This is a genomic window from Methylobacterium sp. Leaf113, assembly GCF_001423325.1.
Classification (GTDB): domain Bacteria; phylum Pseudomonadota; class Alphaproteobacteria; order Rhizobiales; family Beijerinckiaceae; genus Methylobacterium.
This window is the reverse complement of the sequence record NZ_LMNJ01000019.1, coordinates 1-22,825: the sequence shown is the minus strand read 5'-3', so window position 1 is coordinate 22,825 and position 22,825 is coordinate 1. Positions and strand designations below refer to the sequence as shown.

Here is a 22,825-nt window from a genome sequence, read left to right as displayed (position 1 = left end):
GGCGAAGGTCTCGCTTCAGGCGAAATGTTTGGAGAGCTTCAGCCCCTGGGCCTGATAGTTCGAGCCGGCGCCTGCGCCATAGAGGGTGGCGGGGCGTTCGGCCATGCGCTCGTAGACGAGGCGACCGACGATCTGCCCGTCCTCCAGCAGGAACGGCACGTCGCGCGAGCGCACTTCGAGCACGGCCCGGGCGCCGGTGCCCCCGGCGGCGGCAAAGCCGAAGCCCGGATCGAAGAAACCCGCATAATGGACCCGGAACTCGCCCACCAGGGGATCGAACGGCACCATCTCGGCGGCGAAGTCGGGGGGCACCTGCACCGCCTCCTTCGAGGCCAGGATGTAGAACTGGCCCGGATCGAGGATCAGGGCCCGCGAGGCGTCGGCCTGCAGCGGCTCCCAGAAATCCGCGGCCCGGTGGGCTCCCGGCGCATCGACGTCGACGAGGCCCGTATGGCGCCGGGCGCGATAGCCGACGAGGCCGGAGAAGCCCGCGAGATCGATGGAGACGCCGATGCCGCCCTGGAAGGTCGGGTTCGGGGCGTCGACCAGCGGCGATGTCGCGTGCAGGCCCGCGAGTTCGGAATCGGAGAGGCGGGGCTCGCCGCGCCGGAAGCGGATCTGCGACAGGCGCGAGCCGGTGCGGACCTTCACCGGAAAGGTCCGGGGCGAGATCTCGGCGTAGAGCGGCCCGCGATAGCCGGCCTCGACCTGGTCGAAGGCGGCGCCCCGGTCGGTGATGACGCGGGTGAACACGTCGATGCGGCCGGTGGAACTCTTCGGGTTGGCGCTGGCCGCGAGATCGGCCGGCAGGGCGAGGTGCTCCTGCAATTCGGCGATGTAGACGCAGCCCGTCTCCAGCACGGCGCCGTGCGTCAGATCCATCTCGTGCAGCACGAAGGCCTCGATGCAGGCCGCCACCGTGCGGGCGCCGGGCAGGAAGCTGGTGCGTACGCGGAACACCCGGGCGCCGAGGCGCAGGTCGAGGCTTGCGGGCTGGATCTGGTCGGGCGCGTAGGGCGTGTCGGGCCGGATCGCGCCGGACCGCGTCAGGGCCAGGATGCCCTGCGCCGCCAAGATCCCGTGAGGGCCGGGGCCTGTCTTGTCCTGATCTGCGTCCGGCATTCGCTCGCACCACCCGCTCTCGTTCGGGCACCACCCCGTCGGCCGGGGCGGGAACGCCGCATTCTGCACGCATGCCGCGGGATCGCCTAAGACCCGGTTAAGCCTCTGGCTCGGACGGGATGCGCAGCACGATCCAAGCCAGGACGAGGCGCGCGATGGCCCCCATGGCGATGAGCCCGGCGAGCGCGCTGGCCAGCACCGGGAAGCCCGCCGGCCAGACCAGGAGGGCTGCTGCGAACAGCACGGCGCCGAGGCCGGACCCAGGGCCGAAGGCGAGCACCAGGGAGGGCAGGCCGACGATCCGGGGCAACCCGTCCCCGCGACGGGCGAGCCAGGCCCCCGTGGCCTGCGCCGACCCGTCGAGGACCAGGGCGAGCGCCAGGGCGAGGGCGGCCCAGCCGTTGCGATCGGGCGCGGCCCAGGCGAAGGCACCGGCCAGCCCCGCGAGGGCGAGGCTGGCGAGGAGCGCCCGGCCGGGTGGCGCGGCGGCGGCGCGACGCGGAACGGTCTGCTCGAGCACGGGGGACGGACCTCGACGTTGCGTCGGCACGCCTGGAACAGGCGCGCATGGACGGTGCGTGGGCACGCATGCGCCACGCACGCATTCACCACGATTGACGGGCATTTGCGAGGGCCGTACCACGACCCCCAGTGCTTGTCGCGACCGCAGGGCGATCGGGGTTCAGGTCCGGGCAGGGAGGCAATGACGGGGATGTACAAGGCTCAGACGCGCGGAATCAGCGTGACCGTGATGCCTCGCTTCGTCGAGGAGGAATCGTCGCCGGCCGAGAGCCGCTACTTCTTCGCCTACACGGTCGAGATCGTGAACAACGGTTCGGAGCAGGTGCAGCTGCGCTCGCGTCACTGGCGCATCATCGACGGGCGCGGCGAGACCCAGGAGGTGCGCGGCGCCGGCGTCGTCGGCAAGCAGCCGGTGCTCGAGCCGGGCGAGTCGTTCAGCTACACCAGCGGCTGCCCGCTCACCACGCCGGACGGCCTCATGGCCGGCAGCTACACCATGGCGACCGATGCGGGCGAGAGCTTCGAGGCGGAGATTCCGGCCTTCTCCCTGGATTCCCCCCACGTCCGCCGCAGCGTCCATTAAGGTCATGTCGCGCGACGGCCCGCGCCCGGAGACCCTCGACTGGCTGGCGCGGCTCGTGGCCTTCGACACCGAGAGTTCGAAATCGAACCTCGCGCTGATCGACAGCGTGGTGGCCGCCCTCGACGCTCTCGGCGTGCCCTTCGTCCGCGTCCCGAACGCCGACGGCGACAAGGCGGCCCTGTTCGCCACCATCGGGCCGATGGTCGATGGCGGCATCGTGCTGTCCGGCCATACCGACGTGGTGCCGGTGACGGGCCAGGCCTGGAGCGCCGACCCCTTCACCCTGCGGGTGGCGGACGGGCGCGCCTACGGACGCGGCGCCGTCGACATGAAGGGCTTCTGCGCCCTGGCGCTCGCGGCGATCCCGCGCTTCCAGGCCGCCGACCTCAAGCGCCCGATCCACATCCTCCTGTCCTACGACGAGGAGACCACCTGCCTGGGTGTGACCGACACCATCGCGCGCTTCGGTGCCGACCTGCCGCGTCCCGGCGCGGTCATCGTCGGCGAACCGACCGACCTCGAGGTGGCGGATGCGCACAAGAGCATCGTCACCTATCTCACCACCGTGCACGGGCACGAGGCTCACTCGGCCAAGCCGATGCTCGGTGCCAATGCGGTGATGGCGGCGGCCGATCTCGTCTCCGAACTGAACCGGATCGCCGACGCGATGATCGCCCGGGGCGACGCTTCGGGCCGCTTCGACCCGCCCGCCACCACCGTGCATGTGGGCACCATCGCGGGCGGCACCGCCCGCAACATCCTGCCCAAGGTCTGCACCTTCCACTGGGAGTTCCGCGGCCTGCCCGACCTCGACATGGGCGAGATTCCGGCCCTGTTCGAAGCCAAGGTCCGCACCGTGCTGCGCGACCGGCTCAACCGCTACGGCGATTACGGGCGCATCGAGACCCTGGAGGAGGTCGCGGTGCCGGGCCTCGCGCCGGAACCCGGCTCGGTGGCCGAGCGGCTGGCGCTCCGGGTGGCGGGGCGCAACCACACGATCTCGGTGCCCTATGCCACGGAAGCCGGGCGCTTCCAGGCCGCCGGCATCCCCACCGTGGTCTGCGGTCCCGGCTCCATCGACCAGGCGCATCAGCCGGACGAGTACATCACCCTGGCGGCACTCCGGGCCGGCGAGGCCTTCATGGACCGGCTCGCCGCGGAATGCGCGACGCCCTGAACGGATCGACCCCATGACTGCCATCAGCGCCCGGACCATCGCGGCGGACGGCCCCGTGAAGCTCCGCCCCCTGGAGCGCGAGGACCTGATGTTCGTGCATCAGCTCAACAACAACGACAGCATCATGCGCTACTGGTTCGAGGAGGCCTACGAGTCCTTCGCCGAACTGGCGCAGCTCTACGAGCGCAACATCCACAACCAGACCGAACGGCGCTTCATCATCGCCAATTCGGAGGGCGCGCCGGCCGGCCTCGTCGAGCTCGTCGAGATCAACCACCTGCACCGCCGCTGCGAGTTCCAGATCGCCATCCACCCGGCCTTCCAGGGCCAGGGCTATGCCCCGCGGGCCACGCGCATCGCCATGGACTACGCCTTCAGCGTCCTCAACATCCACAAGCTCTACCTTCACGTGGACAAGGACAACGCCCGCGCGGTGCGGATCTACGAGCGCTGCGGGTTCCAGCCGGAGGGCATCCTGAAGGACGAGTTCTTCGTCAACGGCAAGTACCGCGATGCCGTGCGGATGTGTCTGTTCCAGCCGGCCTACCTCGCCCGTCGGGGCGGCGGCGACATCGCCGAATCCGTGCTGAAGGCCTGAACCGATCCGGGCTAATCGCTTCAGGTCCGGCCCGCGAAGCGCCTCATCTCCTTCCAGGTGGGACGCGTGGGTTTCTGAAACGCAGACCGGACTCTGCCCTCGCCCTGGCCTCGAGAAGAGGCGACGCGCGCTCCATCCGATTCATCGGTCCGAACCGGTCAGCCGGATGTCAGAGCGCGGAATTGCCGGGCCTCGCGGAAGGCCCGGCACCCCATTGCGTCGGATCAGTTGCGGCCCGCGCCGCTCCGGCCGCCAGAGCCGGCACCGAGGCCGCCGCCATTCGAGCCACCGCTCATCCCTCGCTCGGACCCGCCCTGCTCGGCGCCCCCGCTCCGGCTGCCGGTGTTCATAGTGCCGCGCTCGGTGCCGCGCTCGGCGCCGCCCGACCGTTCGGCCGCGTTGCGGATACCGGCGTCCTCACCGCCCCGGTTCCGGTTCATGTCACGGTCGGCGGCGGCGCGGTTGCGGTCGTTGCCTTGGCGCGGGTCGGCGTTCCGGATGCCCTCGCGGGACTCGCCCTGCGTGGACCGCACGTTCCGGCTGTCGCGCCGTTCCTCGGTGCGGGACGAGACGGCCTTGCCGCGAAACCCGCGCTCCTCGAAGCGGGCCCCGACAGTGCCGCCGCGGCGCTCGGTCACCGTCAGGCGACGATACTCGGGCGAGCCATAGACCACGCGCTGGCCGCGCACCACGACGTAGCGGGTGCCCGGACGGCGGGTCGTCGTCTCCTCGACCCGAACGAGGCGGCGATACTGGGGCGAGCCGTACAGGACGCGCTGGCCCCGGATGGTGACGTAGCGCCGGCGCGCGCGCTCGACCACGCGGTCGCCGCCGCGGCGCTCCACCGTAACGAGGCGGCGGTATTCGGGCGAGCCATAGACCACGCGCTGGCCGCCGATGAAGACGAAGCGGCCAGACCGGCGCCCGCCCTCGACGCGCTCGCTGCGGGATTCGCTGCGAGTATCGACCGAGACGCGGTCGCGCTGCGCGCGGCCACCGGCCCGGTCCTCCCGGGAGGAGGTGCGGGTCGCCCGGTCGCCGTCGCGATCGCTCCGGTCGGCGCCGCGAGACTGCGATTCCCGGTTCTGCGAAGCTTTCGTCTGAGCATCTCCGCCCTGAAGATCCCGTGTCGCCGCGTCGCCGCGTCCGCCGGTTTCCGTGCGACCACCCTCTCGGCGTCCGCCGGCCTCGGCGCGTCCGCCCGTCTCGCTGCGGGCGCCGTCGGTGCCGGAAACACGACCGCCCGAGCTTCCCTCGGGGGCGCCCTGGCTGCGCGCGGCCGAACCGCCGCGACCACCGGCCTCGCCGGCGCCGGCGCCGGCGGCGCCGGCCTGGCCTGCGTTCTGGGCGTAGGCCGACGTCGTCATCAGCAGTGCCGTCAGACCAACCACGAATGTCTTCATCGACGTTCCTCCTGAGCTCTTGTTGAGCAATCTTGAGAAACCCCAAACGTCGACACCTTAGAAACGGTTCAAATACAAACCCCGCGTGCAGTGGCGAGCACTTGCGACGTCTTGTATTCCGGTTTGGTCAAGCTTGTTGGCGCTGCCGCGACACCTGTCGTGGCAGCGCGTCATCAACTTCCCGATTGGGCCGCGACTTCGGCTTCCACCGCCGCCGGATCGAGGTCGTAGCGACGCGAGCAGAACTCGCAGGTGATGCCGATGCGGCCGTCGTCGGCGATCATGTCCCGCCGCTCCTGGGGCGAGAACGAGGTGATCATGCCCATCACGCGCTCGGGCGAGCAGCGGCACTGCTCGCGCACGCCCTGCGCCTCGAACACCCGCACGCCGCGCTCGTGGAATAGGCGGTAGAGCAGGCGCTCGGCCGAGACCTCGGGATCGACGAGTTCGTGGTCCTCGATGGTCGACACCAGGCTGCGGGCCTCGACCCAGGCGTCGTCCTCGGGCACGCCATGCGCGTCGAGGTGGACATGCCCCTCCGGGATGTCACCCGGCGGCAGGTCGGCGAGCCGCGCCCGATCGATCGACTGGGGCAGGAACTGCACCAGCAGGCCGCCGGCCCGGTAGCTCCGGGAGCCGCCGGCATATTGCTCGGCCACCGCCAGGCGGACCTGGGTCGGGATCTGCTCGGACTGGCGGAAATACTGGTGCGCCGCCTCCTCCAGGCTCTGTCCTTCGAGGGCGACGACGCCCTGGTAGCGGCTGCTGGTCGGGCCCTGGTCGATGGTCATGGCCAGGTGCCCCTGCCCGATCAGGTCCTGGTCCTGCAACGGACCGGTGCCGAGGGCCTCCACCCGCGCGGTGTCGAAGCGAGCGGTGGCACGCAGGCGGTTGGGCGCTTCGAAATCGACCACCACCATCTCGACCGGACCGTCGGTCTTGGTCTGGAGCTGGAACCGGCCCTCGAACTTCAGGGACGAGCCGAGGAGCACGGTGAGCGCGGCCGCCTCGCCGAGGAGGCGGGCCACCGCATCGGGATAGCCGTGGCGGCGCAGGATGGTGTCGACGGACGGCCCGAGCCGGACCACGCGGCCGCGCACGTCCAGGGCCTCGACGGCAAACGGCAGCACCACGTCGTCGTCGCCCTCGATGACGACCGGGACGAGGGGTCGATCGTCCCCGGGGGTGGTTCCAGACGTGGTTCCAGAAGTCGTTCCAAGAGTCATGGCGTCTCCGATCGGGCTCGACGAACGCGAGGGCTGGGCCACGGGCCTCCCGCCGCCGCAGGGCGGGGTATGGGGAGTGCACGGATGGCGGCGGCGCACCGGTCGGAACGCCCGCGCTCGTCGCAACGGCCGCCCCGACCCTCGGTTCAGGATCGGATCCTATATAGGCATCCCGACGCTGCGGCGCGACCGACACGGCGACCGGGTCGCGCTGTGCCTCCTCAGAGGCCGTGCGCCCGCAGGCACCAGGCCAGGATGCCCTTCTGGGCGTGCAGACGGTTCTCGGCCTCGTCGAAGATCACCGATTGCGGACCGTCGATGACCTCGGCCGTGACCTCCTCGCCGCGATGAGCGGGCAGGCAATGCATGAAGATCGCGTCCTTGGCGGCGGCCGCCATCAGGCGGGCATCGACCCGGTAGGGCACGAGCAGGTTGTGCCGATGCTGGTCGTCCTCGTCGCCCATGGAGACCCAGCAATCGGTGACCACCGCGTCCGCCCCGTTCACCGCCTCGTAGGCGTCGGTGGTGACGTTGACGGTGGCGCCCTCGGCTCGCGCCCAGTCGAGCAGCGGCTGGGGCGTCGACAGTTCCGGGGGGGCCGCGATGTTGAGGGTGAAGTCGAAACGCGCGGCGGCGTGGACCCAGGAGGCGAGCACGTTGTTGGCGTCCCCCGACCAGGCGATCGTGCGGCCCTGGATCGGCCCGCGATGCTCCTCGAAGGTCAGCAGGTCGGCCATGATCTGGCAGGGGTGCGAGACCTTGGTCAGGGCGTTGATCACCGGCACGGTGGCGTACTCGGCCAGTTCCAGCATCAGGTCGTGGTCGAGGATGCGGATCATGATCGCGTCGACGTAGCGCGAGAGCACCCGGGCGGTGTCGCCCACGGTCTCGCCCCGGCCGAGCTGCATCTCGCTCCCCGTCAGCATCAGGGTCTCGCCGCCGAGTTCGCGCATGCCGACGTCGAACGACACGCGGGTGCGCGTCGAGGGCCGGTCGAACACCATTGCGAGGGTCTTGCCGATCAGCGGGCGGTCTTCGGCCAATTCACCCTTGCGGCGGCGCGCCTTGATGGCGGCGGAGGTGTCCAGCACCGCCCGCAGCTGCGCGGCCGAGAAGTCCTTCAGGTCGAGGAAGTGGCGGGTCCCGTCTCCGGTCCCGTTCAGTGTCGTGGTCATCGGTCCGTTCTTCGTGTGCGGGGTCCGGCTCCGGACGTTCGCGGCGGTCCTGGAATCAACGGTGTTGGTGTCGGGGGTGTTGGTGTCGGGGGTCTTGGTGTCGGCAGTGTTGGCGTCTGCGGTCTCGGGTTTCGCGGAGGCGGAGCGGCCGGTCACTCGGCCGCTCCGCGCAGGTGCGTCCCGAGCCGCCCGGCGGCGGCATCGAGGCGGGTGACCGCCTCCGCCACGTCGGAATCCGTGATGATCAGCGGCGGCAGCAGGCGCACCACGTTGTCGCCGGCCGGAACCACCAGCAGGTGCGCGTCCCGCGCGGCGGCCGCGAACGCGGTGTTGAGGACGTTGAGCTTGAGGCCGAGCATCAGCCCCTCGCCGCGGATGTCCGCGATCACGCCCGGATGCCGGTCCTGCAGGGCGGCGAGCCGCTGCTTCAGGATGAGGCCCATGCGCTGGACATGGTCGAGGAAGCCATCGGCCAGCACCACGTCGAGGACGGCGTTGCCCACCGCCATGGCGAGCGGGTTGCCGCCGAAGGTGGTGCCGTGGCTGCCCGCGACCATGCCGCGCGCGGCCTCCGCCGTGGCGAGGCAGACGCCCAGGGGGAATCCGCCGCCGATGCCCTTGGCGGCGCTCATGATGTCGGGCGTGATGCCCGACCATTCGTGGGCGAACAGCCGACCCGTGCGCCCGACCCCGGTCTGGACCTCGTCCATGATCAGCAGGAGACCGTGCGCGTCGCAGAGCGCGCGCAGGCGCCGCAGATCCTCGTGCGGGATCACCCGCACGCCGCCCTCCCCCTGGATCGGCTCGATCATCAGGGCCGCCGTCTCCGGGGTGATGGCCGCCTCGAGGGCCGCGAAATCACCGGTGGGCACCTGATCGAAGCCGTCGACCTTCGGGCCGAAGCCCTCGATGTACTTGGCTTGCCCACCGGCCGCGATGGTCGCCAGGGTCCGGCCGTGGAAGGCGCCCTCGAAGGTGATGATGCGGAAGCGCTCGGGATGCCCGGCCGCCGCATGGTACTTGCGCGCCATCTTGATGGCGGCCTCGTTGGCCTCCGCACCCGAATTGGCGAAGAACGCCACGTCCGCGAAGGTCGCGTCCACGAGGCGCCGGCCCAGCCGCTCGCCTTCCGGGATCTCGAACAGGTTCGAGGTGTGCCAGAGCTTCTGCGCCTGCTCGGTCAGGGCCGTGACGAGGTGCGGATGGGCGTGGCCGAGGGCGTTCACCGCGATGCCGGCGCCGAAATCGAGGTATCGCGCGCCCCCGCGTGCCTCCAGCCATGCGCCCTCGCCGCGCTCGAAGGCGATGGGGGCCCGGGCATAGGTCGGCAGAAGGGCGGATGTCACGATCCCGTCTTCCCGTGTGTCTCGCGGGCACGCGAGAGACGCGACCGCACCAAATGAAAGTGCCGCCTCGGATGGGGCGGCACGCGCGCGATTACTAGAGAAATGTCCAATTCTGTCAACGACGGACGGGGTTCATCGGCCTGACATGCCTGCCAATTAGGCTGTTGCGCGCGGATCGTGCGGCCTGCCCTGCGCGCATCGCGCGGCCCGCCTTGCGTGCATCGCACGGAAGTGCTCAGAGCCGCGTCATCCCGGCCGGACCACCCGCCGCCGCCCAGCACAGGAACGACACAGCATGAGCACCGTCACGGAACGCCTGGAGGCCCTCGGCCTCACCCTGCCCAAGGCGGCGGCCCCAGTCGCGAACTACGTGCCCTTCGTGCGCAGCGGCAACCTCGTGGTGATCTCCGGCCAGATCTGCTTCGGCCTCGACGGCAAGATCGCCGAGGCCCACACGGGCAAGCTCGGGGCCGAGGTTTCGGCGGAGGACGGCATCGCCGCCGCGAAGCTCTGCGCCCTCAACGTGCTGGCCCAGGTGCAGGCGGCGGTGGGCGATCTCGACCGCGGCGTCGTGCAGTGCATCCGTCTGGGCGGCTTCATCAACGCGGTTCCGACCTTCGCGGGGCTGGCCGGCATCATGAACGGCGCCTCCGACCTCATGGTCGAGATTCTGGGCGATCGCGGCCGCCACGCCCGTTCCACCGTCGGCGTCGCCGAACTGCCCCTCGACGCGGCCGTCGAGGTCGAGGCGATGTTCGAGGTCAAATGAGTCCGCAGGCGAGTCCCAACGCGCCCGCCTGGCTCACCGCGCAGCCGATCGCCCATCGCGGCCTGCACGACCGGGCGGGCGGCGTGCCGGAGAACACCCTCGCGGCCGCCGAGGCGGCGATTCGGGGTGGCTACGCCATCGAGTGCGACGTTCAGCTCAGCGCCGATGGCGAGGCGATGGTGTTCCACGACGAGACCCTGGGCCGCCTGACCACGGCCGAGGAGGCGGTCGGGGCGCGCTCCGCCGCGGCTCTCGGCGCCCTGACGGTGGCGGGCAGCGCCGAGCGCATCCCGACCCTGCCGGCCTTCCTCGAGCGGATCGGCGGGCGCACGCCCCTCGTGATCGAGGTCAAGTCGCGCTACACCGGCGATCTGCGGCTGACGGAGCGCGTCGCCGCCCTCGCGGCCGCGTATGACGGCCCCGTGGCGCTGAAGTCGTTCGACCCGCGCCTCGTCGCCGCCCTGCGGGCGCTGGCGCCGGGCCTGCCGCGCGGCATCGTCGCCGAGACGCGCCAGGACGATCCGGCCTACGCGGCGCTGGCCCCAAGCCTGCGGCGCGCGCTCTCCGACCTGCTACACTTCGACGAGACCCGGCCGGACTTCCTGTCCTGGCGAGTCGACGACCTGCCCTGCGCCCCCACCGTGCTGTGCCGGCTCCTCGGCCAGCGCCCGGTGATGACCTGGACCGTGCGCAACCCGGACCAGCGCCGCCAGGCGGAGATCCACGCCGACCAGATGGTGTTCGAGGGGTTTTGCCCCTGAACGAGGCGCTGATCAGGTAACCGGCTCGAGAAGTGTCCGGGAAGGCAGCGACCTCGCGGCGGTTCCGGGTCGCGCCGTCGGTCCAGAGACCGAGTCGCGCCCCGTGATTGAGGCGAACCCATGCGGTGACCCGCGGAAGCGCCGCCCGCGAGACGATGGGCGGCGGACAATCGTCGCGTGGCTGCGGATCGGGGCCGATCGGGACGATCAGGCAGGGCAGCGACCGTCCGGCTCGGTCGGCGTACCGTTTCACCCGGGGGTCATGGGCACCCAGCATGGTCGAGACGAAGATCGTGCCGGGAACGTTGGTGCCTGGCTCGTCGAGATCGGCCGTCTCGATCAGGACGTCGTCGGCGAAATCGTCGGGCGGCGTCCGCACCGGATGCGTCTGCCCGACATGCAGGGTCATCAGTCCCCTCTTGGCTTCTCTGGGAAGCACGCGTCGGATCAAGGTGGGCGTGTCGTCTCGCCCAGACAAGCCCGATTCTGGAAAACACCCGGCCGGCGGCAAGATCTCGGCCGGCTACATCTCGGCCAGGAAGATCTCAGGTGCCAAGCCTCCCGTGCGACGGCGCGCGGCCCCGCGCCGCCCTTGGCCCGCTGGTCGCCGAGGACTAGATTGCCTCGCGATGGACATTCCCGGCGAAACACAGCGTTCCGGCGAAGGCCCCGACGCCCCGGCCGAGACCGTGACGGAGCTGCAGGTGCGCGCGGTGCCGGGCCTGGCCGGGATCGCGGCGGCCGAATGGGATGCCTGCGCCACCTCCGCCGAGACCCTGTCGGGGGGCGACGAGACCCACAATCCCTTCCTGTCGCACGCCTTCCTGTCGTCCCTGGAGGATTCCGGCTGCGTCTCGCGCAAGACCGGCTGGCTTCCCCTCCACGTGGCGGTGGAGCGCGAGGGCCGCCTCGTCGGGGTGGCGCCCTGCTACCTGAAATCCCACAGCCAGGGCGAGTACGTCTTCGACCATGGCTGGGCCGACGCCTACGAGCGGGCCGGCGGCAGCTACTATCCCAAGCTGCAGGTCAGCGTGCCCTTCACCCCCGTCACCGGCCCGCGGTTCCTGATCGCGCCGGGTCAGGACGTGAACGAGGCGGCGTCCGCCATCGTGGCGGGCCTGCGCGCCCTGCGGGCCGAGACCAAGGCCTCGTCGATCCACGTCACCTTCATGCAGGAGCGCGAGTGGGACCAGGCCGGGGCGCTGGGCTTCCTGCAGCGCGTCGACCAGCAGTTCCACTGGGACAATGCCGGTTACCGGACCTTCGAGGATTTCCTCGCCGCGCTCGCCTCCCGCAAGCGCAAGGCGATCCGGCGCGAGCGCCGCGACGCCCTGGCCAACGGCATCACCATCGAGCACGTCACCGGCGCCGATCTGACCCCGGCCCACTGGGACGCCTTCTACGCGTTCTACGCCGATACCGGCGCCCGCAAGTGGGGCCGGCCCTACCTGAACCGCACGTTCTTCGGGCTGCTCGGCGAGCGCATGCCCGAGCGGGTGCTGCTGGTGATGGCCAAGCGTGAGGGACGCTACGTCGCCGGGGCCATCAACCTCATCGGCGACGTCGCCCTCTACGGCCGCAACTGGGGCTGCGTCGAGGATCATCCGTTCCTGCATTTCGAGGTGTGTTACTATCAGGCCATCGACTTCGCCATCGCGCAGGGGCTGAAGCGCGTCGAGGCGGGGGCACAAGGTGAGCACAAGCTCGCGCGCGGCTACCGCCCCGTCCTCATGCACTCGGCCCACGACATCGCCGACCCGGCCCTGCGCCGGGCCGTGGCCGATTACTTGGTGCGCGAGCGCGAACACGTGCTGGAGGCGGCCGAAGTCCTGGACACGCTGACGCCGTTCCGGCGCGAAACCGATGCGGCTTCGGCATCCGACTTGCCTGGGGCCGCGCCGGAGGCGACACCCTCCGCCGACGAGACGCGAGAGCCCAAGGAAGACCCGTGAGTCCCATCGATCGCATCAAGACCTTCGCCGACGACCTCGTGGCCATCCGCCGCGACTTCCACGCCCATCCCGAGCTCGGCTTCGAGGAGGTTCGCACCTCCGGCATCGTCGCCGCGGAGCTGGCCCGCTACGGCGTCACCGTCCATCGCGGCATCGGCGGCACCGGGGTGGTGGGCGTGCTCGAGGGCCGCACCGGGTCCGGCCGGCGGGTCGGCCTGCGCGCCGACATGGACGCCCTGCCGATCGAGGAGGAGACCAACCTGCCCTACCGCTCGACCGTGCCGGGCAAGATGCACGCCTGCGGCCATGACGGGCACACCACGATGCTGCTGGGTGCGGCGCGCTACCTTGCCGAGACCCGCGACTTCGACGGCACCGCGGTGTTCGTGTTCCAGCCGGCGGAAGAGGGCCAGGGTGGCGCCCGCGCGATGATCGCCGACGGATTGTTCGAGAAATTCCCCTGCGACGAGATCTACGCGATCCACAACCAGCCCAACGGCCCGCACGGCAAGATCAAGCTGCGCCCCGGCCCCGCCATGGCGGCGGCGGATTTCTTCGACATCCGCATCACCGGGCGCGGCGCCCATGCGGCCCAGCCGCAGCAGGGCATCGACCCGATCGTGGTGGGCTCCACCCTGGTCCAGGCGCTGCAGTCGATCGTCTCGCGCAACGCCGACCCGCTGAAGAGCGCCGTCCTCTCGGTGACGCAGTTCCACGCCGGGGCCGCCTACAACGTCATCCCGGAGGGCGCCCACATCACCGGCACGGTGCGCACCTTCGACGCGGACCTGCGCAGCCTCGTCACCACCCGCATCCGCGAAATCGCCCAGGGCATCGCGGCGGCCTACGGCGCGACCATCGAGGTCGACATCCGCGACGTGTTCTCGGTCCTGATGAACAGCCCCGAGCATGCGGCGGCGGCCGCCGATGTCGCCCGCGAGCTGTTCGGGCCCGAGGGCATCGACGACCAGTCGAAGCCCCGGATGGGCAGCGAGGATTTCGCCGACATGGTCGCGCGCGTGCCCGGCGCTTATGCGTGGATCGGCTCGACGCCCGGTCCCGGCCTGCACAATGCGAGCTTCGATTTCGACGACAGCATCATCCCGCTCGGCTCGGCCTTCCTGGCCCGCCTCGTCGAGCGCCGCACCGCCGCCTGAACGCGCGCCCGCGCGTCGAACCCACGGTCGCCCGCCCATGGACAGCCTTCACGATCTGACCCCGCGCGCGGCCGATGGAGCGCCCTACCCCCTGGCCCGGCATCGGGGCCAGGTGCTCCTCATCGTCAACACCGCCTCGAAATGCGGGTTCACGCCGCAATATGCCGGCCTCGAGTCCCTGGCGCGGAAGCACCGCGCCCAGGGCCTCGTGGTGCTGGGCTTCCCCTGCAACCAGTTCGGCGCCCAGGAGCCGGGGGACGCCGCCGAGATCGCCCGCTTCTGCAGCCTGACCTATGACGTGAGCTTCCCGCTCCTGGCCAAGGTCGTGGTCAACGGGCCCGGCGCCGATCCGGTCTACGCCCACCTCACCCGGGCCAAGCCCGGTCTCCTCGGCAGTCGGGCGATCAAATGGAACTTCACCAAGTTCCTGGTCGGGCGCGACGGGCGGGTGATCGCCCGCTACGCCCCCGCCACCAAGCCCGAGGCCCTGGACGCCGCCATCGTGGCGGCCCTGGCCGAGCCTGCCCCCTGAGCTTCAGGCGGGCATAGGGGCCGGGGTCTCAGGCATGGCTTCGAGGCTCGCCCGCGCTTGAACCTCGATGAAGACGCGGGTCACGTCGGGACTGCGGGCCTTCAGCTTGGCCTCGACACGGGCCACCATGGCCTCGATCTGCCCGGCGCTGAGGGTGTCGTCCATGTCGAGGCTGATGTTGACCAGGACGTCGGAGGGACCGAGGTGCTGGGTCAGCACGGTGTTGACGTGGTGCACGCCGGGCTCGTCGCGCACCACGGCGCGGATCGCTCCGACGAGTTCCGGGTCTGCGGCCTCGCCGATGAGGAGGCCGTGCGTCTCCACCATCAGGAAGGCCGCCATCCCGATCAGGATCAGGCCGATGCCGATCGAGGACCAGCCGTCCAGGGACGGCATGTCCAGGACATGCGCCAGGATCACGCCGGCGAGCGCCACCACGAGGCCCATCAGGGCGGCGACGTCCTCCGCCAGCACCGTGAACAGGGCCGGGTCCTTGCTGCGCCGGATGGCGGCGAGGGGCGGGCGCTGGCCCTTCTCGGCCCAGAACGCCTTCATGGCCACGAAGCAGGAATAGCCCTCGGCCATCACCGAGAAGCCCAGGATCGCCACGTTCACCCAGAATCCGGAGATGTGGTAGCCGTAGATCACCGCGTCCGCCGAGGGTTCCGGATGCTGGAGCTTGTGGATGCCCTCGTAGACCGCGAAGGCGCCGCCGCCGAGAAAGATGAACAGCGCCACGATGAAGGCGTAGAAGTACAGCTCGCGTCCGTAGCCGAACGGATGCTTCTCCGTCGCCGGGCGCTGCGACCGCTTCATGCCGATCAGCAGCAGGATCTGGTTGGTGGTGTCGACCACCGAGTGGACGCCCTCGGCCAGCATGGCCGAACTGCCGGTGAGGAAGGCGCCCACGAATTTCGCCACGGCGATGGCCAGGTTGGCGCCCGCCGCGGTGTAGATGGCGCTGGTGCTCTCATGGGCCATGCGGGGGCGGTGCTCTTTGCGGGACGCGGTCGGGGCTGCGGCGACGCCCGACCGGCCCGCCCGCGGGGCGCGGCGTCCGGACAAGCGTTGCCGCTGGGGGCGAAGCGCAGGCAACGCATGGCAGCCCCCAAAGGTTCTCCGTCCATGACAGTTCTGCGCGTCCGAAGGTCGCCGCCCCGGATGAAGGTCGGCCCGGCTTCGTGCGCCGGGCTCCCGCGGGGTTCGGCCGCCGATCGATCGGGCGGCCGGCGGATCAGGCCACCATGACCAGCATCCAGAGGGCCATGCCGACCATCATCAGGTTTTCGGTCAGCGAGACGAAGCCGAGCGGCACGTTGCTCGATCCGCCGACGCAGGCGCATTTCAGCTCGCGCTTGTCGATATAGACCGCCTTGAACACCGAGACCGCCCCGACCGTGCCGATGAACAGCGCCACCGGGATCGAGATCCAGGACAGGGCGCCGGACAGCATCAGGAGCCCGGCCAGCGCCTCGCAGAACGGATAGGCGTAGGCGTAGCGCACCCAGCGCTGGGCCAGCAGGTCGTAGCCGAGGAACATCGACGAGAAACGCTCGATGTCCTGCAGCTTCAGGATCGCGAGCACGCACATGCTGAGGGCGATGAACCACTCGGCCGCCCGCAGGGTGAAGGGGGAGCCGAAGGCGGCGTGGCTGGCGGCGAGCGCCATCAGGGCCGTCATGGCGAAGACCGCGATCACCGGCGTGTAGGTCGTGGCCTGGGGGTCCGGGACGGACCGGCCGAGATGTCGGCGCAGGTCGTCGTAGCCGCCGACGCGCTGGCCGGCGATGAAGGTCTGCGGCGTGGTCTTCACGTCATGTTCGGCCTTGAAGCGGTCGGTCTCGTCCCGCGTCGTCAGCCAACGGTCCTCGACCGCGAAGCCCTCGCGCTCGAGCAGGTCCTTGGCCTTCAGGCCATAGGGACAGGTGTGCTTCGGCATCACCATGCGGTACAGGGTGGCCGTCCGGGCAGGACTCGACATGGGGGCTCCTCGACGGGTGACGCGGGCCGGCCCCGGGGGCGGTTCGAAACCCCGCCGGTTCGCCCTGCGTCGTGATGCACCGGCTGCCGGTGCGCGACGTCCCGCAGATGGTGCTTCCCACGGTGGGAAGGTCAAGGGGTCGGAGACGATTCGTTGTGGGATCGTCGGGTGACAGACCCTGGGTTGCAGAGGTTGGCTCTCCGGCATGCGTCGGACGCGGCTTTCGCTTCCCAAGACTGAGTGGCGAAGCACCGGGATCGTCGAAACGGCAGAGTCCCAACGCGACAGCCCAGGCCAGGGATGAGGAGGGTGGGGACGAGGTGGACGGGGTGCGTCGGCCTGTGCATCGTGCGCGCCCATCACCCGAGCCACAACCGGAGCCGGCCGCATGACCGTCACGCCCGCAGCGTCAGCCTACGATCCCGACAACGTCTTCGCCAAGATCCTCAGGGGGGAGATCCCGGCCGAGCGGGTCTACGAGGATGCCGATACCCTCGCCTTCATGGATGTCATGCCGCAGGGCGACGGCCACACCCTGGTGATCCCGAAGGCCCCGTCGCGCGGTCTCCTCGACGCCGACCCGGACGTCCTCGCGGCCCTGGCCCGGACGGTGCAGCGGGTCGCCCGCGCGGTGAAGGCGGCCTTCGCGGCCGACGGCCTCACGGTGTTCCAGTACAACGAGCCGGCGGGCGGACAGACGGTGTTCCACCTCCACGTCCACGTCGTGCCCCGTTTCGAGGGCGTGCCGCTCCAGCGCCACAGCGGCGGCATGGCGGACAAGGCCGTCCTGGCAGAGCATGCCGCGCGCATCCGGACGGCGCTGGCCGCCTGATCGGGCCCCGGGAAAACGATTCCGCCGGGCGGGATCGCGGCCTCAGGCCGGCAGGGTCGTGAGGAGGCGGCGCAGGGCGGCGTTCTCGGCTTCGAGTTCGCCGATCCGGCGCACCAGGGCCAGCACCGAGGCGGCGTCGTCCGCCCCGGGGGCCGCCCCGTCCGGCGATGACGGGGACGTCTGGGAACTCGGCGGCGCGGATGCCTGCGCGGCCTCGTCCGCGAAAGTGACGCCGATGCCGTCGGCGCGGCGCCAGCACAGACTGGCCCGATAGGTCTTTGCCTTCTGCGGGATGTAGAGGTCGAAGCTCTCGGGCAGGGTCGGGGTTTCGGTCAGGGCCAGGCGCGCGCCCGACGCGGACAGATCCCGCACCAGGCAATCCATCGTCGAGGCCCCCTTGTTGAAGATGATCCGGCCCTTGAGGAAGGTCCTCTGTCGGGCCTCCTTGCGGTTGTCCGTACCCTGCTGCTCCGACATGGGGTCGGCCTCCGGCTCCGTTTCAGACGAAGCGGAACCCTGACACGCGGCCTGTTAAGGAATAATCGCCGCGTTGTTGGGATCGGGCGAGACATCGAACTGGGGACTTCGGTGGCGAGGACTTCTATGGCGAGGACTTCGCGACCGGGATTTTGGTGTCAGAATTCGCAACCGTCCGCGGACCAGCCTGCCCGGTCAGGCTTTTCCGATCAGGATTTCGTCGCCGGGATCTCGGCAGCCCGTCTCCCCGGCCCGCTTCCCGCGAAGGCCGGTTCGTCCCATGCGGGGCGGCGTTCGGATCGTGCCGACAGCGGCCTGATGCAGGGGCTCGGGGGCCGGCCTCAGTGGAAACGGCTGTCCATGGTCTGAAACAGGTAGAAGCCGTTGAAGCGCACGGCGGTCTCGGCCGCGCGGTCGTCGAAATCCCGCGGCGCATCGCCGGTGGCGCCGAGCTTCCCGCCGAAGGCCCATCGGCCGCTGCCGAGGAAGGGCGGCACCGCGCGGCTCTCCGGAACGGCGCAGCACAGGCCCTCGATGCTCCGGAAGCAGAAAACGTTGTAATTCTGCATCGGTCAATCTCCGATTCGCCCACCCAAGCTACGCCCTAAGGAGCCAATCGGACAGCTTTGTGTCGTTCATGTCTCCGGAACGTTGCGAGCGAGGTCTTCGAGCCAGGGTGCGGCGCTTCCATCGGAGGGCGCGCGCCAGTCGCCGCGCGGAGACAGGGAGCCGCCGGCCGAAACCTTCGGTCCGTTGGGCAGGGCCGAGCGCTTGAACTGGCTGAAGCCGAAGAAGCGCTTGAGGAAGACACCGAGCCAGCGCCGGATCTCGGGCAGGTCGTAGGCGCGGCGCTCGGCCTCCGGAAAATCCGGTGGCCAAGCCCCTGCCTGCGCGTCGCTCCAGGCATGCAGGGCCAGGAAGGCGATCTTCGCGGGCGGGAAGCCGTAGCGCAGGGTATAGAACAGGGTGAAATCCTGCAGCGCATAGGGGCCGATCACCCCTTGCGTGCTCTGGGGCGTTTCCCCCGCCGCCACCGGCACCAGTTCGGGCGAGATCTCGGTGTCGAGGATCGCCCGCAGGGTGACGCCGACCTCCGGCGCGAACTGTCCTGAGGCGATGACCCAGCGGATCAGGTGCTGGATCAGGGTCTTGGGCACCCCGGCATTGACGCCGTAATGGCTCATCTGGTCGCCGACGCCGTAGGTGCACCAGCCGAGCGCCAACTCCGACAGATCGCCGGTGCCGATCACGATGGCGCCGTTCTGATTGGCGAGGCGGAACAGGTAATCGGTGCGCAGGCCTGCCTGCACGTTCTCGAAGGTGACGTCGTAGACCGGCTCGCCGCGCCCGAACGGGTGGTCCATCCCGTTGAGCATCACCCTGGCGGCCTCGCGGATGTCGATTTCGCGGGCACTGGTGCCGAGCGCCGCCATCAGCGCGTGGGCGTTGGCCTTGGTGCCCTCCGAGGTGGCGAAGCCCGGCAGGGTGTAGGCCAGGATGTTCGTGCGCGGCAGGCCGAGACGGTCGAGCGCCCGGGCCGCCACGATCAGCGCATGGGTGGAATCGAGCCCGCCCGAGACGCCGATGACGACCTTCCTGGTTCCCGTCGCCTCCAGGCGCTGGGCCAGGCCCGCCACCTGGATGTTGTAGGCCTCGTAGCAATCCTGGGCGAGGCGGGCCGGATCGGCGGGCACGAAGGGAAAGCGCTCGATCGTGCGTCGCAGCCCGAGATCGCCCGCCGGCGGATCGAGGCGGAAGGGCACCCGGCGATAGCCTGACCCGCGCGGCCCGGCCCGGCCCGAATCGTCGAAGCTGCCCATCTGGAGCCGTTCCTGGGCCAGCAGCCCGAGATCGACATCGGCCAGGGTCATCACGGGCTCGGGCGAGAAGCGCGGCCCCTCGGCGAGGCGCACGCCGTTCTCGTCGATGCTGGTCTGCCCGTCCCAGGACAGGTCCGTGGTGGATTCGCCGGTGCCGGCGGCGGCGTAGACATAGGCGCACAGGCAGCGCATCGAGGCCGCCCGCGTCAGCATCGCGCGGGAATCCGCCCGCCCCACGGTGATCGGGCTGCCCGACAGGTTGGCGAGGACGGTGGCGCCGGCGAGCGCCGCATCGATGCCGGGGGAGGCGGGGACCCACAGGTCCTCGCAGACCTCGATGCCGAGCACCAGATTCGGCACGTCCTCGGCGGGGAAGATCAGGTCTGTGCCGAACGGCGCCTCGAGGCCGGCGACCCGGATGGTCTCGCCCACGATCCCGGCGCCGGCGGCGAAGTGGCGCTTCTCGTAGAATTCCCGGTAGGTCGGCAGGAAGCTCTTCGGGATCACGCCGAGGAGGCGGCCGCGGTGGATGGCCAGGGCGCAATTGTAGAGCCGGTGGCCCCAGCGCAGGGGCGCGCCGACCACCAGGACCGGCCGGAGCGCGCCCGACTCCGCCACGAGGCGCGCCACCGCCGCCTCCACCGCATCGAGCACCGTCACCTGGAGGAGCAGGTCCTCGATGGCGTAGGCCGAGACGCAGAGTTCCGGGAACACCGCCACGGCGGCGCCGGCCGCATCGCAGGACCGGGCGAGTGCGAGGATCGCCTCGACGTTGCGGGCGGGGTCGGCCGGATGGCTGCGGGTGGTGCAGGCGGCGACCCGGGCGAAGCCGTGCCGGTAGAGGGAGCGGAAGCCGGGATCGGCCGGGGCGGGCGGGGTCGCCGAGGGGGTGGGCAAGGGCGGGCTCCGGGCTGAATGCCGGCACCTTACCCCGCGGCGCCATCCGTCTCCAGCGCAAGGGTTAAGGCGAAAGGTCCGAGGGGCAAGGATCAAGGCGCAAGGGCGGGGAAGGGGGCACCCGACGGAAATGGCGTGCTCCGCGCGGGATCGGGTCAAGCGTCTGTTAACGACGATGCCGCTAACTCATCCGTGAACCGCGCCGCTCCCGGCGGCGGACCCGTTTTGAGTACATCCGGCCAATCATGCGCGCATCGGGACGGCTTCCCTACTCCCATCGTGATCCTTCGCGCCCCGTTCGCGGTGGCGATCGCCTCGGCCTGTCGATCGGCGCCCTGGCACACCGGTTGATGAACCTGCGCGCGACCCTCTCGCGTCGCCTCGCCGGTCCGCCGCAGCGGCCGGACTACACGGTGGCGGCCACCCGGCCGACGCCGAGCTGGATGACGAGCCCGCAGGCCCTGGTCGGCCGCAACGAGGTCGGCCTCGCCTTCCGCCCCGCCCCCGCGATCCAGGCCTGGCCGGCCCAGGTCTTCGACGACCGCGCCACCCTCGACATGATCCCGGCCCGGGTGGTGCCCACAAGCCGTCTCGACGACGGCCTGATGGACCCCGACGCCCTCGCCCCCCGCGTGCTGATCCGGACGCCGCGCCGCCCGGCCGCGATCATGCCCGAGGCCTCCGAGGCTCCGGCTTCCGCGCCGATGCCCGAGCCGGGTCCGGCCGTGCGCTACACCCGCACCCCCGATCCGGTGCTGCACGAGCGGCGCCAGCGCGCCCTCGATGCCGAGCGCAACGCCCGCGCCCAGGCCCATGCCGCGGCGGAAGCCGAAGCGCTGCGCCTGCAGGCCGAGCAGGATTCCCTGCGCCTCGCCGCCGAGGCCCAGGAGCGCGCCGTCCTGGACGCCCAGGCCCAGGCCGAAGCGCTGGCCGCGCAGGTGCCCGAGCCCCTGTGGCGCCAGCCCTTCGTCGCGCCGCCCGGCGTGCGCTTCTTCCGCAGCCCCGATCGCCGCCAGACCCCTCCTGCGGCGGACGTTGTTCCCCTGGCGGACATGCCTGTCCCCGAAGCGCCCGCGAACGAACTCGCCGCCGTGCCGGCCTCGGCGGAGGTCGAGATCGAGGTCGAGACCGGCACGGCCGAAAGCCCGGAGGTCCTCGACGATCGCGACTGGTCGGATGTGCCGGACTGGTCCGAGGTCCACGCCTGGTTCGACGGACGCGACGGCGCCGCCCTCGATGCCTGGTCGGCGATCCAGGCGGAGTCCGCATCACTGCCGGGCGTCGAGATCGCAAGCTCGGAAGAGATCGTCGCTGAAGAGATTGTCTTGGAAGAGATCGCCTCGGAAGCGGTCATGGCGGAGCAGGACGCTTCGGTGACCGAGCCGGCCCGGACCGGTGCGCCGGCCTATCGCCTCGAGCATCTGGTGCGGTTCGAGACCTTCGGCCCGCCCTGCCCCGTCGACGGCCAGGACAACGCGCTCCCGGTCGGGACCGCGATGCCGGCCCGCCCGGCGCCGCTTCACGCCATGGCGGCGCGGGCGGCGATCCGCGCCGGCCGCCCGGCCGCTCCGGCGGCGGCAATCCTGCCCGTGGCCGCTGTCGCGGCGCCTGCTCAGGCCCCCTCCCCTGCCGTCTCGGACGCGCTCGGCTTCGTGCCGGTGGCGCCTTTCGTCCCGGTTCCGCGTGCCGCCGAACCGGTCTTCGTGCCGACCCCGATCCCGGCCCGGCCGGTGCTGCTGCGCAACCCCAAGGGCACCCCTGTGTCGGAGATCTCCGCGCCCGAGATCTCCGCGCCCGAAATCCCCACGCCCGAGATTTCCGCTTCCGAGACTCTCGTCTCAGAGATTCCCGTCGCCGAAATGTCCGTCGCCGAGTCCGCTGTCCCGGCCGTGGAGCCCGAGGCGCCCGTCGCGGCGTCCGTGCCCGTCGTCACCCTGTCGCGCGCCATCCTGCCCGAGCGCCCGCTGCTCATCCCGGCCGGGCGGCACGTGCCGATGTCCTTCGTGGAGAACGCGGATTACGAGCACCCCGCCCTCGAACTCCTGGCCGAGCCGCCCCTGAACGAAACCGAGGAGGTCGATGCCGACGTGCTGGAGCAGAACGCGCTCAACCTCCAGCAGACGGTGCAGGATTTCGGCGTGCGCGGCGACATTCTCGCGGTGCGTCCCGGTCCTGTCGTCACCCTCTACGAGCTGGAGCCGGCCCCCGGCACCAAGTCGAGCCGCGTGATCTCGCTCTCGGACGACATCGCCCGCTCGATGTCGGCGGTCTCGGCCCGCGTCGCCGTGGTCCCCGGTCGCAACGTCATCGGCATCGAATTGCCCAACGAGACCCGCGAGACGGTGTACCTGCGCGAACTTCTCGCCTCGGCCGATTTCGGGATGAGCAAGCACAAGCTCGCCCTGTGCCTGGGCAAGAACATCGGCGGCGAGCCGATCATCGCCGATCTCGCCAAGATGCCTCACCTGCTGGTGGCGGGCACCACGGGCTCGGGC

The 22,825-nt window shown here is 70.7% G+C and carries 21 protein-coding genes; 10 read left to right on the top strand and 11 right to left on the bottom strand.

Annotation, left to right across the window (positions count from 1 at the left end; all coding sequences use genetic code 11):
- Positions 1–15: 15 nt before the first annotated feature.
- Both ASF60_RS13210 and ASF60_RS13205 read right to left on the bottom strand, forming a co-directional pair.
- A complete protein-coding gene (locus tag ASF60_RS13210) occupies positions 16–1,122 on the bottom strand; it encodes a 2'-deoxycytidine 5'-triphosphate deaminase (protein ID WP_056185411.1) in 1,107 nt (368 codons plus the stop codon).
- Between the two features lie 97 nt (positions 1,123–1,219).
- On the bottom strand, positions 1,220–1,642 hold the full coding sequence (locus ASF60_RS13205) for a hypothetical protein (protein WP_056185408.1): 423 nt from the start codon (positions 1,640–1,642) through the stop codon (positions 1,220–1,222).
- 192 nt (positions 1,643–1,834) lie between these two features.
- Between ASF60_RS13205 and apaG the strand changes: the two genes are divergently transcribed.
- From apaG to speG, 3 genes are read left to right on the top strand one after another with little or no spacing between them, the layout of a single operon-like run.
- Positions 1,835–2,227 (top strand): Co2+/Mg2+ efflux protein ApaG, encoded by a 393-nt coding sequence (apaG, locus tag ASF60_RS13200; protein ID WP_056185404.1) that lies wholly within the window; start codon positions 1,835–1,837, stop codon positions 2,225–2,227.
- A 4-nt stretch (positions 2,228–2,231) separates the two neighbouring features.
- On the top strand, positions 2,232–3,404 hold the full coding sequence (argE, locus tag ASF60_RS13195) for an acetylornithine deacetylase (RefSeq protein WP_056185400.1): 1,173 nt from the start codon (positions 2,232–2,234) through the stop codon (positions 3,402–3,404).
- Between the two features lie 13 nt (positions 3,405–3,417).
- The gene (gene speG / locus ASF60_RS13190) at positions 3,418–4,002 is read left to right on the top strand and encodes a spermidine N1-acetyltransferase (protein WP_056185397.1); all 585 of its coding nucleotides are present in this window, start codon (positions 3,418–3,420) and stop codon (positions 4,000–4,002) included.
- Positions 4,003–4,226: 224 nt separating this feature from the next.
- Here speG and ASF60_RS13185 read toward each other — a convergent pair whose 3' ends face one another.
- The 4 genes from ASF60_RS13185 to ASF60_RS13170 form a co-directional block, all read right to left on the bottom strand.
- The gene (locus tag ASF60_RS13185; protein ID WP_056185394.1) at positions 4,227–5,405 is read right to left on the bottom strand and encodes a hypothetical protein; all 1,179 of its coding nucleotides are present in this window, start codon (positions 5,403–5,405) and stop codon (positions 4,227–4,229) included.
- Positions 5,406–5,578: 173 nt separating this feature from the next.
- Positions 5,579–6,631 (bottom strand): Hsp33 family molecular chaperone, encoded by a 1,053-nt coding sequence (locus ASF60_RS13180; protein WP_082507943.1) that lies wholly within the window; start codon positions 6,629–6,631, stop codon positions 5,579–5,581.
- 221 nt (positions 6,632–6,852) lie between these two features.
- Positions 6,853–7,806 carry an ornithine carbamoyltransferase gene (gene argF / locus ASF60_RS13175; protein ID WP_056185521.1) on the bottom strand — a complete coding sequence of 318 codons (954 nt, stop codon included), beginning with the start codon at positions 7,804–7,806 and terminating at the stop codon, positions 6,853–6,855.
- A gap of 152 nt (positions 7,807–7,958) precedes the next feature.
- The gene (locus tag ASF60_RS13170) at positions 7,959–9,152 is read right to left on the bottom strand and encodes an aspartate aminotransferase family protein (protein ID WP_056185392.1); all 1,194 of its coding nucleotides are present in this window, start codon (positions 9,150–9,152) and stop codon (positions 7,959–7,961) included.
- 295 nt (positions 9,153–9,447) lie between these two features.
- Here ASF60_RS13170 and ASF60_RS13165 point away from each other — a divergent pair, with 295 nt between their 5' ends.
- The 5 genes from ASF60_RS13165 (at position 9,448) to ASF60_RS13145 (ending at position 14,323) form a co-directional block, all read left to right on the top strand.
- Positions 9,448–9,921: a RidA family protein gene (locus tag ASF60_RS13165; protein ID WP_056185389.1), complete on the top strand. Its 474-nt coding sequence runs from the start codon at positions 9,448–9,450 to the stop codon at positions 9,919–9,921.
- Positions 9,918–10,682, top strand: coding sequence for a glycerophosphodiester phosphodiesterase family protein (locus ASF60_RS13160; RefSeq protein ID WP_056185386.1), 765 nt, complete (start codon positions 9,918–9,920; stop codon positions 10,680–10,682). The genes ASF60_RS13165 and ASF60_RS13160 overlap by 4 nt, the downstream gene beginning before the upstream one ends.
- A gap of 629 nt (positions 10,683–11,311) precedes the next feature.
- Positions 11,312–12,634: a GNAT family N-acetyltransferase gene (locus ASF60_RS13155; protein ID WP_056185381.1), complete on the top strand. Its 1,323-nt coding sequence runs from the start codon at positions 11,312–11,314 to the stop codon at positions 12,632–12,634.
- Entirely contained in the window at positions 12,631–13,791 is a 1,161-nt protein-coding gene (locus ASF60_RS13150) for a M20 aminoacylase family protein (RefSeq protein ID WP_056185378.1), read from the top strand. Before ASF60_RS13155 ends, ASF60_RS13150 begins: the two co-directional genes overlap by 4 nt.
- A gap of 37 nt (positions 13,792–13,828) precedes the next feature.
- Positions 13,829–14,323 (top strand): glutathione peroxidase, encoded by a 495-nt coding sequence (locus ASF60_RS13145; protein WP_056185376.1) that lies wholly within the window; start codon positions 13,829–13,831, stop codon positions 14,321–14,323.
- A gap of 3 nt (positions 14,324–14,326) precedes the next feature.
- Here ASF60_RS13145 and ASF60_RS13140 read toward each other — a convergent pair whose 3' ends face one another.
- Both ASF60_RS13140 and ASF60_RS13135 read right to left on the bottom strand, forming a co-directional pair.
- Positions 14,327–15,304 carry a cation diffusion facilitator family transporter gene (locus ASF60_RS13140; RefSeq protein ID WP_056185374.1) on the bottom strand — a complete coding sequence of 326 codons (978 nt, stop codon included), beginning with the start codon at positions 15,302–15,304 and terminating at the stop codon, positions 14,327–14,329.
- A gap of 253 nt (positions 15,305–15,557) precedes the next feature.
- The gene (locus tag ASF60_RS13135; protein ID WP_056185370.1) at positions 15,558–16,304 is read right to left on the bottom strand and encodes a glutaredoxin family protein; all 747 of its coding nucleotides are present in this window, start codon (positions 16,302–16,304) and stop codon (positions 15,558–15,560) included.
- 388 nt (positions 16,305–16,692) lie between these two features.
- Here ASF60_RS13135 and ASF60_RS13130 point away from each other — a divergent pair, with 388 nt between their 5' ends.
- On the top strand, positions 16,693–17,136 hold the full coding sequence (locus tag ASF60_RS13130; protein ID WP_056185367.1) for an HIT family protein: 444 nt from the start codon (positions 16,693–16,695) through the stop codon (positions 17,134–17,136).
- A 42-nt stretch (positions 17,137–17,178) separates the two neighbouring features.
- Here the strand turns inward: ASF60_RS13130 and ASF60_RS13125 are convergent, their stop codons facing one another.
- From ASF60_RS13125 to ASF60_RS13115, 3 genes are all read right to left on the bottom strand, one after another.
- Entirely contained in the window at positions 17,179–17,613 is a 435-nt protein-coding gene (locus tag ASF60_RS13125; RefSeq protein WP_056185363.1) for a PilZ domain-containing protein, read from the bottom strand.
- Between the two features lie 341 nt (positions 17,614–17,954).
- On the bottom strand, positions 17,955–18,182 hold the full coding sequence (locus tag ASF60_RS13120) for a hypothetical protein (RefSeq protein ID WP_056185360.1): 228 nt from the start codon (positions 18,180–18,182) through the stop codon (positions 17,955–17,957).
- 66 nt (positions 18,183–18,248) lie between these two features.
- The gene (locus ASF60_RS13115) at positions 18,249–20,330 is read right to left on the bottom strand and encodes an NAD(+) synthase (protein WP_056185357.1); all 2,082 of its coding nucleotides are present in this window, start codon (positions 20,328–20,330) and stop codon (positions 18,249–18,251) included.
- Positions 20,331–20,680: 350 nt separating this feature from the next.
- Here ASF60_RS13115 and ASF60_RS13110 point away from each other — a divergent pair.
- Positions 20,681–22,825, top strand: a 2,145-nt coding sequence (locus ASF60_RS13110) for a DNA translocase FtsK (RefSeq protein WP_274533556.1), incomplete at its 3' end; no start/stop codon positions are given.